The organism is Virgibacillus halotolerans (assembly GCF_016908515.1).
Classification (GTDB): Bacteria; Bacillota; Bacilli; order Bacillales; family Amphibacillaceae; genus Virgibacillus_M; species Virgibacillus_M halotolerans.
Genome location: NZ_JAFBEA010000004.1, coordinates 23,553 through 37,677, shown reverse-complemented (window position 1 = coordinate 37,677; position 14,125 = coordinate 23,553). Strand labels below are relative to the sequence as shown.

The window sequence follows — 14,125 nt, the reverse complement described above, 5'->3', positions numbered from 1 at the left end:
TGTGTACTTGAAAGCAGATAAAGATATATCCTTTGTAATTCACAAGGCGGAAAAGGTGCGGTAACCGATGAAATGATAACTTCTATTTATCACAATCGCCACTTGTTCAAGCGAATTTAGACTGTGCACAACTTTAAATCAGTTATTATACTCGGCATAAAGTAACACAATATTATATAATAGTGATATCAGACATCTTATAATAACTCTTCTGTATCTTATAATTAGCTGAATTTTTTCCTATATTCTATTGATAGCAATGTAGTTTTATATTATGATGGAAATGGATTATGGTTTAATTGTGTTACATATTTTAAAAAAGGTACTACCCAAAGCATAAAAAAGTAGATGAATTTTGCTACTAGGAAGCATGTAGTTTCACTTTATCCAAAAGGAGATTTCAATGAATGAAAAAGTTTCTTTAGAACAACCAGTAAATAAGAAAAAGGAAAAAAACGAGAAAGAGAATAGTCGAACATATAATAGACGTTTTAAAATACTGTTGTTTGCGCTTCCGATTGTTCTTATCCTTACGATCATATTGGCTATGGCGCTCGGTCCGGTTACGATTCACCCCTTCATCGTTTGGGAAATTGCTTTATCGCATACGCCTTTATTAGGAGATCTCGTTAACGGGGATTGGACAAATGCACAATATAATATTATATGGGAAATACGGTTTCCACGTGTGCTGCTCGGTGCAATCATTGGCGCAGGACTGGCGTTGGCCGGAACCGGCATCCAAGCGCTCGTCAGAAATTCTTTGGCAGATCCCTATATTTTAGGCGTGTCATCCGGTGCTTCTGTCGGCGCTACACTTGTTATACTGACAGGTGCTTTTCAGATATTTGGCCAATACGCGCTTTCATTTGCTGCATTTCTTGGAGCGCTTCTAGCGATTATTGCCGTTTTTTATCTGGCGCAAGTAGGTGGACGTATTTCAACAACCCGTCTATTACTTTCCGGTATCGCCTTATCTATGATTTTAAGTGCTGTTACGGATTTTATTGTTATATCTGCTCCTGATGATGATAAGGTTCATAGTGCCTTGTTTTGGATGATGGGCAGTTTGGTCGGGGCTGACTGGGAGATGTTGCCTATTGCAGGTATCCCTGTTATTGCTACCTTTATTTTTTTATTGTTTCAATCACGTTCGCTTAATATATTGCTCATGGGGGAAGAAACAGCAGCTACACTGGGAATAAACATTCACGTATTTCAAAAACTGTTAATCGTGATTATATCGTTACTGACAGGTGTGCTCGTTTCCGTCAGTGGGGCAATCGGATTCGTGGGTTTGATGATTCCGCATGTTGTTCGTTTGCTGGTCGGTTCCGATCATAGAAGGGTGCTTTGGATTAGTCTGTTCCTAGGGGCTATTTTTATGATGTGGGCTGATGTTGCTGCGAGACTACTGGTTGCTCCGCAAGAAATACCGATTGGTGTTGTGACAGCCTTAACGGGCGGACCGTTTTTCATCTGGTTATTACGAAAAAGTTCGTATTCGTTTGGAGGTGGCTCATAATGCAGCTAAATGTTGATGATGTGTCATTCAGTATGCAGGGAAAACAAATTATTTCTGATATTTATCTGCAGGCCAAGCCTGGCGAGTTCGTGGGAATTATTGGACCAAACGGGAGTGGAAAATCTACTCTGCTCAAAAATATATATCGTGTAAATAAACCGGATTGCGGAAAAATCACCCTGGATCATGAAGATATTTATGCGCTCTCCGCTAAAAAAACGGCACAGAAAATGGCAGTTGTTAGCCAGGAATCAGGCGGTCTGTTTGATTTTTCCGTTAGAGAACTCGTACTGATGGGACGTGCCCCACATAAAAAAATGATGGAATCCGATACCATAGGAGATGGACATATTGCAGATGAGGCACTGCAAAAGGTAGGCTTGACTGCGTACAGTGATAGAAGTATTACGACATTATCCGGCGGGGAAAAACAACGGGTGATGATCGCTCGCGCATTGGCACAACAAGCAAAGGTCCTTGTGCTTGATGAACCGACGAATCACTTGGATGTTCATCACCAACTTCAATTGATGGATTTAGTGAAAACATTAAATATTACCGTGATCGCTGCACTGCATGACTTAAACATTGCATCCAGTTATTGTGATCGGATTTATGTGATGAAGGACGGCAAGATTGTGAAATCCGGGTCTCCAGAAGAAGTATTAGAGGAAGAAACATTACAAGAAGTATTTCGTGTGAACACAAGCATTATCAAGCATCCTATTACAGGCAAGACACATATCACTTTTTTGTCCAGTACGTTACAGGCAAGTGAAGATGATAAAAGGAAGTCGCTGCATATTTAATAATAAAAAATTAGAAGGAGATGGAACATGAAAAAATTACATGGCTTAGCTGTTATTTTGGTCCTTTTTTTTAGCGCAATACTGATAGCTGGTTGCGGTTCATCAAGTGATGGCAACGGGGATACATCCTCCAAAGATCAAGGGAATGAAACAGATAATCAGAAAGAAAAAGAAGCAGGAGGGTCCTATCCTGTGACAATCCATAATGCGGATCGCGATGTAACATTCGAGGAGCCTCCTGAGCGAGCTGTTGCATTGTATCAACAAGAGGCCGAACTCTTTGCAGCACTTGACCTGGAGGATAAGCTTGTGGGTTATTCGATTGTTACTGAAAATACACCACCCGAATATGAAAAGAAATTAAAAGACGTCCCGATTCTAGCGGAGGATGGTTATCCATCTAAGGAAGTACTGTTAAATGCTGATCCTGATTTTCTCATTGGATCAGAAAGAACTTTTACTGAAAATGGTGTAGGTACAGTGGAAGAAATGGATAAATTGGGGATTAATGCTTATGTAACGGAATCAGAGAAACCAGAAACAGTGGAAAATATGGTTTACAAAGAAATTGAAGAAGTTGCACAAATTTTCGGTGTGGAGGAACGCGGAGAAACACTCATCCAATCGATGCAAGAAGAAATAGATGATATTACAGATCAGGTTGGCGATGTCGATGAGCCCGTAAAAGTACTGTTAATGAGTGGCGGTGACTCTGGATCTGCACAAGTGTCAGGCGGCATCTCTTTAGATAATAACCTCATCGAACTTGCGGGTGGGGAAAACATTTTCGCTGATGAAGATGAGTATCTCTTTGATACCAGCTGGGAAGAAGTGGTGGATCGTGACCCAGATGTGATTGTGATGTCGTATTGTTGTGGAACAGAACCGGAAGATTTAGAAAAACTGGTTTCCAACAACGCTTCACTGCAGGATGTAACTGCGGTTAAAAACAATAACTATATCGCCGCACAAGTAGAAGATACAACAGGAAACGTTCGCGTAACGCGTGGGTTAAAAATATTGACGGAAGGCTTTTATCCAGAAAAGTTTAGGTGAGTTTAAAATACGGAAGATGCCATGCGATAGGAAATGAATGATATATGACTCGTTAAATATTGTATTCATTTTAAGTTTAGCCAATATAATAGTTGATTAAATAGCATGACGCAACAAAAAAAAGCAGGTGTTAAAAGCATTTTTTGTTGCGTTTTTTTGTATGAATTTTACTGTGGATTCCTGAGGAAATGTGCAATTGGGTCATCGAAAACGGGCGCCAGTACCAGCCAATCGGGAGGGCACGCATCGAAATCGGGCGTCAACACCGGTCAATCGGGAAAGTGCGTACCTAAATCGGGCCACAACGCCGTTTCCCTCCCCCAAGTAAGCGTTTAATCATTTCCTCCATCTAACGGAAAATCAATGTGTGTAGTTGTAGGCGTTTACATCATATAATAATAGTAGATTCATAATCATAAATGAAACAATTCTAGGAGGAATTTTGATGAAAAATATATTACTAGCGTGTTCAGCAGGTATGTCTACAAGTTTACTAGTTTCTAAAATGGAGGAGGCTGCGGAGAAAAAGGGAATTGAAGTAAACATTTGGGCTGTGGGTCAGGACAAGGCCAAGCAGGATATGGAAAAGGCGGATGTTTTGTTAATTGGTCCGCAGATGCGTTTTATGAAGAAGAAGCTTGGTAAGGTTGCGGATGAAGTTGGCATCCCACTAGATGTTATCGACGCGATGGCGTACGGACGAGTGGACGGGGAAGCCGTTTTGAATAAAGCACTAGAGTTAATGGCTGAGTAAAAAGGGAGCGGGGGAGAATCATGAATAATAAATTTATGCAGTATTTAGAGGACTTTTTATTGCCGATCGCAGACAAGCTGAATAATAACCGTTATTTAACCGCTTTACGTGATGGATTTATGGTGGCATTGCCACTGATTATTTTCGGATCGATATTCGTTGTTATCGCAAACTTTCCTTTCCTTGATAAGTTGATTGGGGAGGAAGCATTTGCCACCTACCAGGACTTGCTCGGTCCGGCGTCCGCTGCGACACTGAGCATCATGGGGACCTTCGTCATCATAGGAATTGGGTATAAATTAACCGAGCATTATGGAGGTGAAGCAATTTATGGCGGGGTTGTTGCGTTTGCTTCGTTTCTTATATTAACGCCACAAGTGCTGGATGGGGTAGAAGGCGTCATACCAACAGCAGTCCTTGGTGCGGAAGGTATGTTTCTTGGTATTTTCACTGCCTTTATCTCGGCAGAACTTTATCGGTTTTTCGTTGGCAAAGGATGGACGATTAAGATGCCTGCCGGTGTTCCGGGGGCCGTTTCCAAATCATTTAATGCGTTAATTCCAATCACATTCACACTTACGGCATTTTTAGCCGTTCGGATTATATTCAGTTTCACACCATTCGACACGGTGCAAAATTTCATTTATACGATCATTCAGGAACCACTGACAGTACTTGGTAGTGGATTACCTGCTACGATTATTGCGGTACTATTGATTCAAGTCTTCTGGTTCTTTGGATTGCACGGCCAAATTATTGTGAACTCTGTGTTTGATCCAATCTGGTATGCATTAAACGATCAAAACTTGACCGCTTTCCAGGCGGGGACAGAGCTACCGAACATTGTAACCAAGCAATTTGTTGATTCCTTCCTCGTTGGTATGGGGGGATCCGGTATGACATTGGCCGTCATTATTTTGATCTTTTTAATCGGTCGAAGCCGGCAACTGAAAGAATTAGGAAAACTGGGCGCGCCAGCGGGTCTCTTTAACGTGAATGAGCCGATTATCTTTGGGCTTCCAATCATCATGAACCCATTAGTGCTTATCCCATGGCTAGTCGCTCCAGTGATTATTACGGTGATCACGTACTTTGCGATGTCGACGGGATTGGTTCCGCCGCCAGCAGGAATTATCGTTCCATGGACAACACCACCCATTTTAAATGGATTTTTAGCAACGGGTAATGCTTGGCAGGGCGGCGTATTACAAGCCTTTAACCTATTTATTGTAATGATTATCTGGTGGCCGTTCTTGAAAATATTAGATAAAAATTATTATGAAAATGAACAAAAAGAAGAGACGAAATCAGAATAGATACGCACGCTACATCACAGAAAAATAAATTACGAGACTTCAGAGGTGAATTGCACATGGACGAAATGACAGAAGTTGCTTTTCAAATTATTTTATACGCAGGAAATGGAAAATCCAACGCGATGGAAGCAATCCAGGAAGCGAAGGCTGGAGATTTCGCGGCAGCGGATCAATTAATAGAAGAAGCGGGAGAAGAATTGGGGAAGGCGCACCATTACCAAACCAGTTTATTGCAAAAAGAAGCCAATGGCGAACAAAATCTCATTAATGTGATGCTGATCCACTCCCAGGATCACCTGATGACATCAATGACAGTCAGAGATTTAGCAGTAGAAATCATCGAAATTTATCGTAACAAATAGGAGGCATAGCAATGACGATACATTATAAATTTCCGAAAGATTTTTGGTGGGGAAGTGCAACATCAGCTACACAAATTGAAGGTGCTACGGATGAAGGTGGAAAAGGGAAAAATATCTGGGATCACTGGTATGAAAAAGAACCCAATCGTTTCTTTGACAATGTTGGACCGGAATCAACATCTGACTTTTATCACCGTTATAAAGAAGACATCCAATTAATGAAAGAAATTGGCCATAATACATTTCGCATGTCGATTTCCTGGTCACGGCTTATTCCAGGTGGACGGGGTGAAGTGAATCAAGAAGCGGTAACATTTTATAACAATGTGATTGACGAGCTGATTGCCAATGATATTGAGCCATTTGTAAACCTGTTTCATTTCGATATGCCCCTTGAATTACAGGAGGAAGGCGGCTGGGAAAGCAGGGAAGTCGTCAGCGCCTATACCGCTTATGCAAAGGAAGCTTTTCATTTATTCGGGGATCGTGTGCAAAAATGGTTTACATTTAACGAGCCAATTGTTCCAGTTGAAGGTGGCTACTTGTACGATTTCCACTATCCAAATGTTGTCGATGCAAGACGCGCCGCGCAGGTTGCATATCACACCATGATTGCACACGCGAAGGCAGTGGAAGCTTTCCGCACCTGTAACATTGCAGGAGGACAGATTGGCATTATCTTAAACCTGACACCATCTTATCCGAGAAGTAACAACCCGGCGGATTTAAAGGCATCCCGTATAACGGATTTATTCTTTAATCGAAGCTTTTTGGATCCGTCGGTATTAGGGGAATACCCGGCAGAACTGATCGACATTTTACGCGAACATGGGCAATTGCCTGTCACGGAAAAAGGTGATAAAGCACTCTTAAAAGCGGGCGTTGCAGATATTCTCGGCGTGAATTATTATCAGCCACGACGTGTCAAAGCGAAGGAGCACTTGCCAAATCCATATGGTCCATTCATGCCTGACTGGTTCTTCGATAATTATGAAATGCCAGGAAGAAAAATGAACAAATACCGTGGCTGGGAGATTTATGAAAAGGGCATTTACGACATTATGATCAACCTGAAAGAAAACTACGGTAATATCGAATCATTTATATCGGAAAACGGAATGGGCGTACAGGATGAAGGCCGATTTGAACAAGACGGTGAAATCCAGGATGATTACCGGATTGAATTTATCCGCGAACACTTAAAATGGCTGCACAAGGCGATCGAAGAAGGATGTAACGCAAAAGGCTATCATTTGTGGTCAACGATGGACAATTGGTCATGGATGAATGCCTATAAAAATCGCTATGGATTCTTTTCCGTCGATATCGAAACAAAGCAACGGACACCGAAGAAAAGTGCGCATTGGATTAAGGAAGTATCGGAGAATAATGGATTTTAAAGTGTGAGCGCACGGGCGTGGCTGCGCGAGTTGGAGGTGCTGCCGCGCGAGTAAGTGGAGCAGTCGTGCGAGTAGATGGTGCAGTTGCGCGAGTAAGTGGAGCAGTCGCACGAGTTGTTGGTGCAGTCGCGCGAGTTAAGGCATCTCCCGCATGAGTGGAGCAGCGTGTTGCGCGAGTTAGTGTACCTCTCGCGCAAGCGTCCCTCCACAGCCAGGACACGTATACCAGATAGGGGAGTGATATAAATGGACGGAATCAAAATTGTAACCATTGGCGGCGGATCGAGCTATACGCCAGAGCTGATTGAAGGATTTATCAATCGGTATGAGGAATTACCGATTCGCGAACTCTGGCTCGTAGATATTCCAGCGGGAAAAGAAAAGCTGGAAATTGTTGGTGCACTGGCAAAGCGGATGGTGGAAAAAGCCGGCGTACCGATGAAAATTCATTTGTCATTGGACCGAAAAACAGCATTACCCGGTGCGGATTTTGTAACCACGCAAATCCGTGTTGGGCAATTGGAAGCACGGGCGAAGGATGAAAGCATTCCATTGAAATACGGAGTAATTGGTCAGGAAACAAATGGTCCCGGGGGATTATTCAAAGGCTTGCGCACGATACCCGTAATCCTAGATATTTGTAAAGATATCGAAACGCTTTGCCCGGGCGCATGGCTGATTAATTTTTCCAATCCGGCAGGCATGGTAACGGAAGCCGTTCTGCGGTATAGTAATATCAAGAAAACAATCGGTTTATGTAATGTGCCGATTGGGATGCAGATGGGTGTTGCAGAAATGCTTGAAGTAGATCCGACTAGGGTGCGGATTGATTTTGCAGGATTAAATCATATGGTCTATGGTTTGGAAGTGTATTTAGACGGCCAAATCATAACAGAAACCGTGATCGAAAAATTGACAAACGGTGCCGGAATGACAATGAAAAATATCGTGGATCTCGGCTGGGAAAAAGACTTCATCCAAGCATTGGGCGTATTGCCATGTCCATATCATCGCTATTATTACCAAACGAGCAACATGCTGGAACAAGAACAACAGGACTTTGCGGAAAATGGAACACGTGCCCAAGTCGTGCAAAAGTTGGAAAAGGATTTATTTAAACTTTATAGCGATCCGACATTAACGACCAAGCCCCCACAATTGGAAGAACGTGGTGGAGCGCACTATAGTGATGCAGCCTGCAGTTTGATTCATTCCATCTACAACGATAAACAGGATATCCAACCAGTGAATGTAAGAAACAACGGTGCCATCGCGGGTATTCCGGCTGACTCGGCTGTGGAAGTGAGTTGTTTGATTACAAAAGAGGGTCCGAAGCCAATCCATATCGGTGAATTGCCTGTGCCTGTCAGGGGGCTTGTGCAACAAATCAAATCCTTTGAACGGGTTGCTGCAGAAGCAGCCGTTACAGGAAATTATCAAACGGCTTTACTAGCAATGACAATTAATCCACTCGTCCCTTCCGATTCGGTCGCAAAGGAAATATTGGATGAGATGGTGGAAGCACATATGGACTATTTGCCACAGTTCCATCTGTCTATTGTATAATGGGAATTTTGCAAGGGTTCTGGTTCGCTGTTGAATCAGAGCCTTTTCGGCAGTAAATGTTAAACGAGAGACGCAGTTAAAGGAGAAAAGACATGATGTTGAACTCCAGAATGAAAATAATATTACGAGAATTAATGGCCGTTCAATCGCCCATTACAGGTAAGTTTTTAGCCAATATTAATCAGGTTACGTCACGTACGACAAGGGATGATGTGAAAAACCTAGATGCCTTACTGGCCGATCATGGTGCATCCATTGATGCCATCATGGGGCAGGGGTATCAATTGCATATTACCGATGAAGCGCAGTTCCGCGACTATTTACAAACTTTATCGATCACAAATGATGCCAACGTCCCAAAAACGCCAGAAGAGCGGATCGCCTACGTAATCAAACGGTTATTGCTGTATGACGCTTATATCAAACTGGATGATTTAGCAGATGAAATATACGTCAGCAAATCAACCATTCAAAATGACTTAATCGAAGTAAAAAAAGTACTTTCCGCATATGATATCGTTGTCGAATCACGACCCAATTATGGCCTGAAAGTGAATGGGAATGAGTTTAAGATGCGCTATTGTATGGCCGAATATGTATTTGATCGTAGGGGGAAAATCGGGGAACGCTGGGATGGAGATGCTTCCCAATTCAATCTCATTGACAAGGAAATACTGGATACCATTTATGCAATTATCATTAGTCAGATCAAAGCACATCAGATTACCCTCTCCGATATCGCGATCAACAACCTGTTAATTCATATGGCGATTGCCTATAAACGAATTAAAAGCGGTTACCATGTCACACTGTATCAAGCAGAAATAAAGGAAATAATTGAACAAAAAGAATACCAAGTCGCAAAAGAAATCGTCAGCGAAGTAGAGGAAAAGCTGCAAGTTGACTTTCCGCAAGAAGAAACCGCCTATATCGCGATTCATTTACTGGGCACAAAAATGCTTTCCCAAACAACATCCGGGGGAAAAGTCGTTGAACAGGTGATGGATCAGGAGATTCTTAACATCGTAACAAATGCATTGGAACAAATTGAAGCGGAACTGAATTTAGGAATAAAAGAGGATAAAGAACTGATTATCGCCCTATCCCTGCATTTAAAACCGGCAGTAAATCGCTATAAATACGGGATGAATATCAGAAACCCCCTGATCGAGGATATTAAAAAGAACTATCCATTGGCATTTGAGGCGGGAATTATCGCCGGCCTAGCCATCGAAAAGCAAACCAAAACAATCATCGATGAAAATGAAATTGGCTATCTCACGCTGCATATCGGCGCTGCCATGGAACGGAGGAAATTAATATCAGACGCCAAACGCTGTCTGATTGTTTGTGCATCCGGACTCGGCACGGCAAAATTAATTTACTATAAACTGCGCTCCCAATTCGGCAGCAGCCTCGATATTATTGGCACAACAGAATATTACAAGTTGCACCAATACAATTTAAATGAGATCGACTTTATCGTCAGTTCGATCCCGATCGAGGAAAACTTGCCCGTACCAGTTATTGAAGTCAATGCTATTTTAGGAAATCAGGATATAGAAAAAATAGAAAAAGTCGTCATCGATAATAAGCAACATGTTTTCACTTACTTCCAGGAAGCGCGCACATTCTTACAAAAGGAATTTGCGACGAAAGAAGAAGCACTGGCATTTATGCACAGCAAACTATTGGAAAAAGGATACGTTGACCCAGATTTCCTCCCCGCCATCTACGAAAGGGAGAAGGTCGCACCAACTTCCTTTGGGAACTTGATCGCCATCCCACATCCAATCACACCACATTCCAACGAAACATTCTTATCCATCTGCACACTGAAAAAGCCAATAAGCTGGAACGACAAGCCCGTCCAATTTATTTGCGTACTAAGTGTAAAGAAGAATAGCCAAGAAGACTTGCAGCCAATGTATGAGCTATTAGGGAACATCATCGACAGCCCCAGCATCGTACAAAACCTGATCAAAGCTGGTACGTATGAGGAATTTATGAAAATGCTGGTGGAAGCGTAGTGGGAGGCGCATGAGAGAGACGAATCGGGAGATAAGCAGTTCAAATCAGTCGACAGCCCAATTTCATGAAAAAAGGCATTCATCCCCCTATTTCATTTGGGGGATGAATGCCTTGTGTGTTAATAGTAATATTTAAATGAAGTGTTTTATTGTTCTTTTAACTGCACTTTCATCTCTTCAATTTCATCTATATCTAGTTTCGTCACCTTAGCAACGAAATCAACAGAAGATCCCTCTTTCAGCATTTCTAAAGCAATTTTTCTTTTCTCTGCTCTTTTGCCTTTTTCAATGCCTTTCTCAATGCCTTTTTCTTCCCATGAGTTGGTTAATTTGAAAATTTCCTCCGCGTTTTCCAGTTCGTTAATTTCCTTCATCAATTCTTCCTCCTCAATCTTGTTTAGAATAAGGTATCGCTCAAAGAAATCATTAATGTATCTTGCTTTTGCCGGGTTGAGCTCCATTCTAGCTCTACCACCTTCTTTTTTATAAAAAAAAGAAAAAACAATCCCAGCGATATGCTAGGAAGCTGATTTATAGGATTACTTTATTGTTCTTTAAACTGCACTTTCATCTCTTCAATTTCATCTATATCCAGTTTCGTCACCTTAGCAACAAAATCAGCAGAAGAGCCTTCTTTCAGCATTTCTAAAGCAATTTTTCTTTTCTCTGCTCTTTTGCCTTTTTCAATACCTTTTTCAATACCTTTTTCAATGCCTTTCTCAATGCCTTTTTCTTCCCATGAGTTGGTTAATTTGAAGATTTCCTCCGCATTATCCAGTTCGTTAATTTCCTTCATCAATTCTTCCTCCTCAATCTTGTTTAGAATAAGGTATCGCTCAAAGAAATCATTAATGTATCTTGCTTTTGCCGGATTTAACTCCATTCTAGCGATCATTCGTAAAAATTCCTTTTTGACTTGTACTTTCTCTTTTTCATTATACCCCATTTTGCTTAACAATGCCGCTGCAACAGGGTTATTTGATTTGATATAGCTTCGCCAGTCCAATTTCTTTAACTCCAACATTAAAAAGTTGAAAGTTAATACATGAAGGAATGGAAAGGCGATTGTAAACGTGTCCTGTTCATTGCGATATTCGTCGTAACTGAAAACGGCAATTGGCAGAATAGGTTTTCTGTATTTGTTATATAAAAGACTAAAATAATGATACATGCGTTCATGAAATTCAGGTTGCGTATAGCTTTGTGGTTCAACATGAATAATGAGCAGTGTTTCTGCGCCCTTTAGCTTTGTTTCAATGACGATATCCGCTCTCCTGCTTTCCCCTTCGAATAAGTCGGTGAATACTTCTTCGGATAATGGGTGGATGGCAGTGAAATCAATGTGCTGATGTACATCAGGGAAAAATGCCTCTAAAAATTCTTCGAAAAATAGGTGGATTAATTGTTTGAATAGCTGGTCATGATGTGTGTAGTCGTTTGTTTTTTCACGTACTAATGTCGTTGGTGACATGTTTTCACACCTTTATGGCTTTTGTTTGGGGGTGTTATCTGAGATGTTAGGGGGAACAAAAATGAAAGTAATGTTTAATTCATACCCATTGTATTTTTCATCCGATGTATATTTACTTTGTTTGCCCATGTGTCTTCACGCAAGAGTTCAAACTTTGTCGAGATAATGCGCTGTTCTTCTTTAATGTCACCAAATTCTCTTGCGTTGGATAGTTTCATGCCATCTACTTCCGCTTTTAATGTTTCCTGTCCAGATAGCAAGGCCCGCAGAATTTGTCCGTGTTCTTGCAATGTAGCACTGTGGTTATCCAATATATCCTGATGCTTGTCTAATTTTTTGCTATGTTCATCCAACTTCTTGCCATGTTCACCTTGTGTACCAATGATCTGTTCAAGCATTTCTAAAATCTGATCTTCTTTTTGCATTTGTTTCACCTCCCATTATGATTTAATTATAGCACAAAAATATACGAACAAAACATGACATTTCTTCTTTTCAAATCTATTAAAATTAACCAATGGCTGCATGAATTTCCTTTTTATGCGATATATTTTGATGAAAATTTTAAGTTGGGTTTACCTGCAGTGATTTTCGATCGATCTAAATTCGGAAAACAGCATTTTCACTTTTTGACCTTTTTTAATAAAATAGTAAGCTATACATAAAAGATGAACCATAAGGGGGCTTGCTATGATTATTAAAGGGAGAAAGAAACCACTTGTTTTGCAAAAATATGATGCAATGATACCCCGTTTGCGACCGACCTTTCCGAGATTAGAGGAGGCGAAACATGAGCAATCGAAATGTTATAAGGGCTATATTGGGGAGCAAAAGGTAGATTACTATACTAACTTTTTGGCGGATGATTTCACTATTTTATATGACGTGTGTATCAATATTGCTGGAAGTAATGCGCAAATGGATACGATCATTATCACACCATATGCAATCTTCCTCATAGATAGTAAAAATTATAAGAGTAAGGTGACATTCGACACGATCCTTGAACAGTTTATCAGGGATGATGGTAAGGTAGAAAGTGGATACCTGTACCCGCTTAACCAGGTCGAACTCCAGAAATTCAAACTGCAGCAATGGCTACGCGCGCATCAACTCTCCAACATTCCAATCTATTATTTCATCGCAATTAGTGAGCCAAGCACGATTATCAATGTGATCGGTGACAGGGAGGCGGCTGCAAAAGTGGTATCCCATGCCGCAGGATTACCGAGGAAACTGTTAGATAAAAATGAAGAAGTAGCCAGCAGTGGCGCAGCAAAAATACAGCATAGAAAAATAGGCGACATGTTACTCCGCGGATGCAGGGAATATGACAGGGATATTATGGCAGTCCACGGCGTTAAGGTGCAGGATCTACTGCCGGGTGTACAATGCCCGAAGTGTGGGTGGTTGGGGATGGCGCGGGTGCACAGTGGATGGAGATGCACAAAATGCAATCATAAATCCCGTAATGCGCACCGACGAGCAATCGCCGATTATTTATTGTTAATTAAGCCATGGATGAACAACTCTGAATGTAGGAAGTTCTTAAACTTCAAATCGAAAAATGTAGCTACAAAACTAATGGAAGAAGCTGGATTGACCAACGATGAAAAGCGAAGAAGATGGTTTAAATATTAATTTAAGGGCCTGCTATATACAAACAAATCAGGCTGGAGCAGCAGGAAATTGGGAGAAAGGCACATTGAATCAGGCCACAGCAGTCTCAAATCGGGAGAGAGGCGCACTGAATCAGGCCAGGGTAGTCTTAAATCGTGAGAGAGGCACACCGAATCGGGCCGGAGCAGTCTCAAAACAGGAGAGAGGTGCACTGAA

Annotated in this window: 14 protein-coding genes; 11 read left to right on the top strand and 3 right to left on the bottom strand. The window is 41.5% G+C overall.

What is annotated here, in order from left to right:
* The first annotated feature begins 403 nt into the window (after nucleotides 1-403).
* The 10 genes from JOC34_RS11355 (at nucleotide 404) to JOC34_RS11310 (ending at nucleotide 10,818) form a co-directional block, all read left to right on the top strand.
* Nucleotides 404-1,525: a FecCD family ABC transporter permease gene (locus JOC34_RS11355; protein WP_205136885.1), complete on the top strand. Its 1,122-nt coding sequence runs from the start codon at nucleotides 404-406 to the stop codon at nucleotides 1,523-1,525.
* Nucleotides 1,525-2,334 (top strand): ABC transporter ATP-binding protein, encoded by an 810-nt coding sequence (locus tag JOC34_RS11350; protein WP_205136884.1) that lies wholly within the window; start codon nucleotides 1,525-1,527, stop codon nucleotides 2,332-2,334. The genes JOC34_RS11355 and JOC34_RS11350 overlap by 1 nt, the downstream gene beginning before the upstream one ends.
* Nucleotides 2,335-2,361: 27 nt before the next feature.
* On the top strand, nucleotides 2,362-3,390 hold the full coding sequence (locus tag JOC34_RS11345) for an ABC transporter substrate-binding protein (RefSeq protein WP_205136883.1): 1,029 nt from the start codon (nucleotides 2,362-2,364) through the stop codon (nucleotides 3,388-3,390).
* A gap of 445 nt (nucleotides 3,391-3,835) precedes the next feature.
* Nucleotides 3,836-4,144 carry a PTS sugar transporter subunit IIB gene (locus JOC34_RS11340; protein WP_205136882.1) on the top strand — a complete coding sequence of 103 codons (309 nt, stop codon included), beginning with the start codon at nucleotides 3,836-3,838 and terminating at the stop codon, nucleotides 4,142-4,144.
* Between the two features lie 20 nt (nucleotides 4,145-4,164).
* Nucleotides 4,165-5,460 (top strand): PTS cellobiose transporter subunit IIC, encoded by a 1,296-nt coding sequence (gene celB, locus JOC34_RS11335; RefSeq protein ID WP_205136881.1) that lies wholly within the window; start codon nucleotides 4,165-4,167, stop codon nucleotides 5,458-5,460.
* Between the two features lie 56 nt (nucleotides 5,461-5,516).
* Complete coding sequence (locus tag JOC34_RS11330) at nucleotides 5,517-5,822, top strand: PTS sugar transporter subunit IIA (RefSeq protein WP_205136880.1); 306 nt, start codon at nucleotides 5,517-5,519, stop codon at nucleotides 5,820-5,822.
* A gap of 11 nt (nucleotides 5,823-5,833) precedes the next feature.
* Complete coding sequence (locus JOC34_RS11325; RefSeq protein ID WP_239544327.1) at nucleotides 5,834-7,222, top strand: glycoside hydrolase family 1 protein; 1,389 nt, start codon at nucleotides 5,834-5,836, stop codon at nucleotides 7,220-7,222.
* A gap of 17 nt (nucleotides 7,223-7,239) precedes the next feature.
* Nucleotides 7,240-7,377: a hypothetical protein gene (locus JOC34_RS11320; protein WP_205136879.1), complete on the top strand. Its 138-nt coding sequence runs from the start codon at nucleotides 7,240-7,242 to the stop codon at nucleotides 7,375-7,377.
* A gap of 91 nt (nucleotides 7,378-7,468) precedes the next feature.
* Nucleotides 7,469-8,788 (top strand): 6-phospho-beta-glucosidase, encoded by a 1,320-nt coding sequence (locus JOC34_RS11315; protein ID WP_205136878.1) that lies wholly within the window; start codon nucleotides 7,469-7,471, stop codon nucleotides 8,786-8,788.
* 95 nt (nucleotides 8,789-8,883) lie between these two features.
* Nucleotides 8,884-10,818, top strand: a complete 1,935-nt coding sequence (locus JOC34_RS11310; protein WP_205136877.1) for a BglG family transcription antiterminator — start codon at nucleotides 8,884-8,886, stop codon at nucleotides 10,816-10,818.
* A 146-nt stretch (nucleotides 10,819-10,964) separates the two neighbouring features.
* On the opposite strand, the gene JOC34_RS11305 is transcribed toward JOC34_RS11310, so the two are convergent.
* From JOC34_RS11305 to JOC34_RS11295, 3 genes are all read right to left on the bottom strand, one after another.
* The gene (locus tag JOC34_RS11305) at nucleotides 10,965-11,192 is read right to left on the bottom strand and encodes an RpnC/YadD family protein (RefSeq protein WP_205136876.1); all 228 of its coding nucleotides are present in this window, start codon (nucleotides 11,190-11,192) and stop codon (nucleotides 10,965-10,967) included.
* 170 nt (nucleotides 11,193-11,362) lie between these two features.
* On the bottom strand, nucleotides 11,363-12,289 hold the full coding sequence (locus JOC34_RS11300) for an RpnC/YadD family protein (RefSeq protein ID WP_205136875.1): 927 nt from the start codon (nucleotides 12,287-12,289) through the stop codon (nucleotides 11,363-11,365).
* 74 nt (nucleotides 12,290-12,363) lie between these two features.
* Nucleotides 12,364-12,714, bottom strand: a complete 351-nt coding sequence (locus JOC34_RS11295) for a hypothetical protein (RefSeq protein WP_205136874.1) — start codon at nucleotides 12,712-12,714, stop codon at nucleotides 12,364-12,366.
* A gap of 265 nt (nucleotides 12,715-12,979) precedes the next feature.
* Between JOC34_RS11295 and JOC34_RS11290 the strand changes: the two genes are divergently transcribed.
* A complete protein-coding gene (locus JOC34_RS11290) occupies nucleotides 12,980-13,930 on the top strand; it encodes an NERD domain-containing protein (protein ID WP_205136873.1) in 951 nt (316 codons plus the stop codon).
* The last annotated feature ends 195 nt before the right edge of the window (nucleotides 13,931-14,125 follow it).

Bases quoted from the DNA above. Each gene is read 5' to 3' on its own strand.
- JOC34_RS11355 (WP_205136885.1), top strand. From the start codon at position 404: ATGAATGAAAAAGTTTCTTTAGAACAACCAGTAAATAAGAAAAAGGAA.
- JOC34_RS11350 (WP_205136884.1), top strand. From the start codon at position 1,525: ATGCAGCTAAATGTTGATGATGTGTCATTCAGTATGCAGGGAAAACAA.
- JOC34_RS11345 (WP_205136883.1), top strand. From the start codon at position 2,362: ATGAAAAAATTACATGGCTTAGCTGTTATTTTGGTCCTTTTTTTTAGC.
- JOC34_RS11340 (WP_205136882.1), top strand. From the start codon at position 3,836: ATGAAAAATATATTACTAGCGTGTTCAGCAGGTATGTCTACAAGTTTA.
- celB (WP_205136881.1), top strand. From the start codon at position 4,165: ATGAATAATAAATTTATGCAGTATTTAGAGGACTTTTTATTGCCGATC.
- JOC34_RS11330 (WP_205136880.1), top strand. From the start codon at position 5,517: ATGGACGAAATGACAGAAGTTGCTTTTCAAATTATTTTATACGCAGGA.
- JOC34_RS11325 (WP_239544327.1), top strand. From the start codon at position 5,834: ATGACGATACATTATAAATTTCCGAAAGATTTTTGGTGGGGAAGTGCA.
- JOC34_RS11315 (WP_205136878.1), top strand. From the start codon at position 7,469: ATGGACGGAATCAAAATTGTAACCATTGGCGGCGGATCGAGCTATACG.
- JOC34_RS11310 (WP_205136877.1), top strand. From the start codon at position 8,884: ATGTTGAACTCCAGAATGAAAATAATATTACGAGAATTAATGGCCGTT.
- JOC34_RS11305 (WP_205136876.1), bottom strand. From the start codon at position 11,192: ATGAAGGAAATTAACGAACTGGAAAACGCGGAGGAAATTTTCAAATTA.
- JOC34_RS11300 (WP_205136875.1), bottom strand. From the start codon at position 12,289: ATGTCACCAACGACATTAGTACGTGAAAAAACAAACGACTACACACAT.
- JOC34_RS11295 (WP_205136874.1), bottom strand. From the start codon at position 12,714: ATGCAAAAAGAAGATCAGATTTTAGAAATGCTTGAACAGATCATTGGT.
- JOC34_RS11290 (WP_205136873.1), top strand. From the start codon at position 12,980: ATGATTATTAAAGGGAGAAAGAAACCACTTGTTTTGCAAAAATATGAT.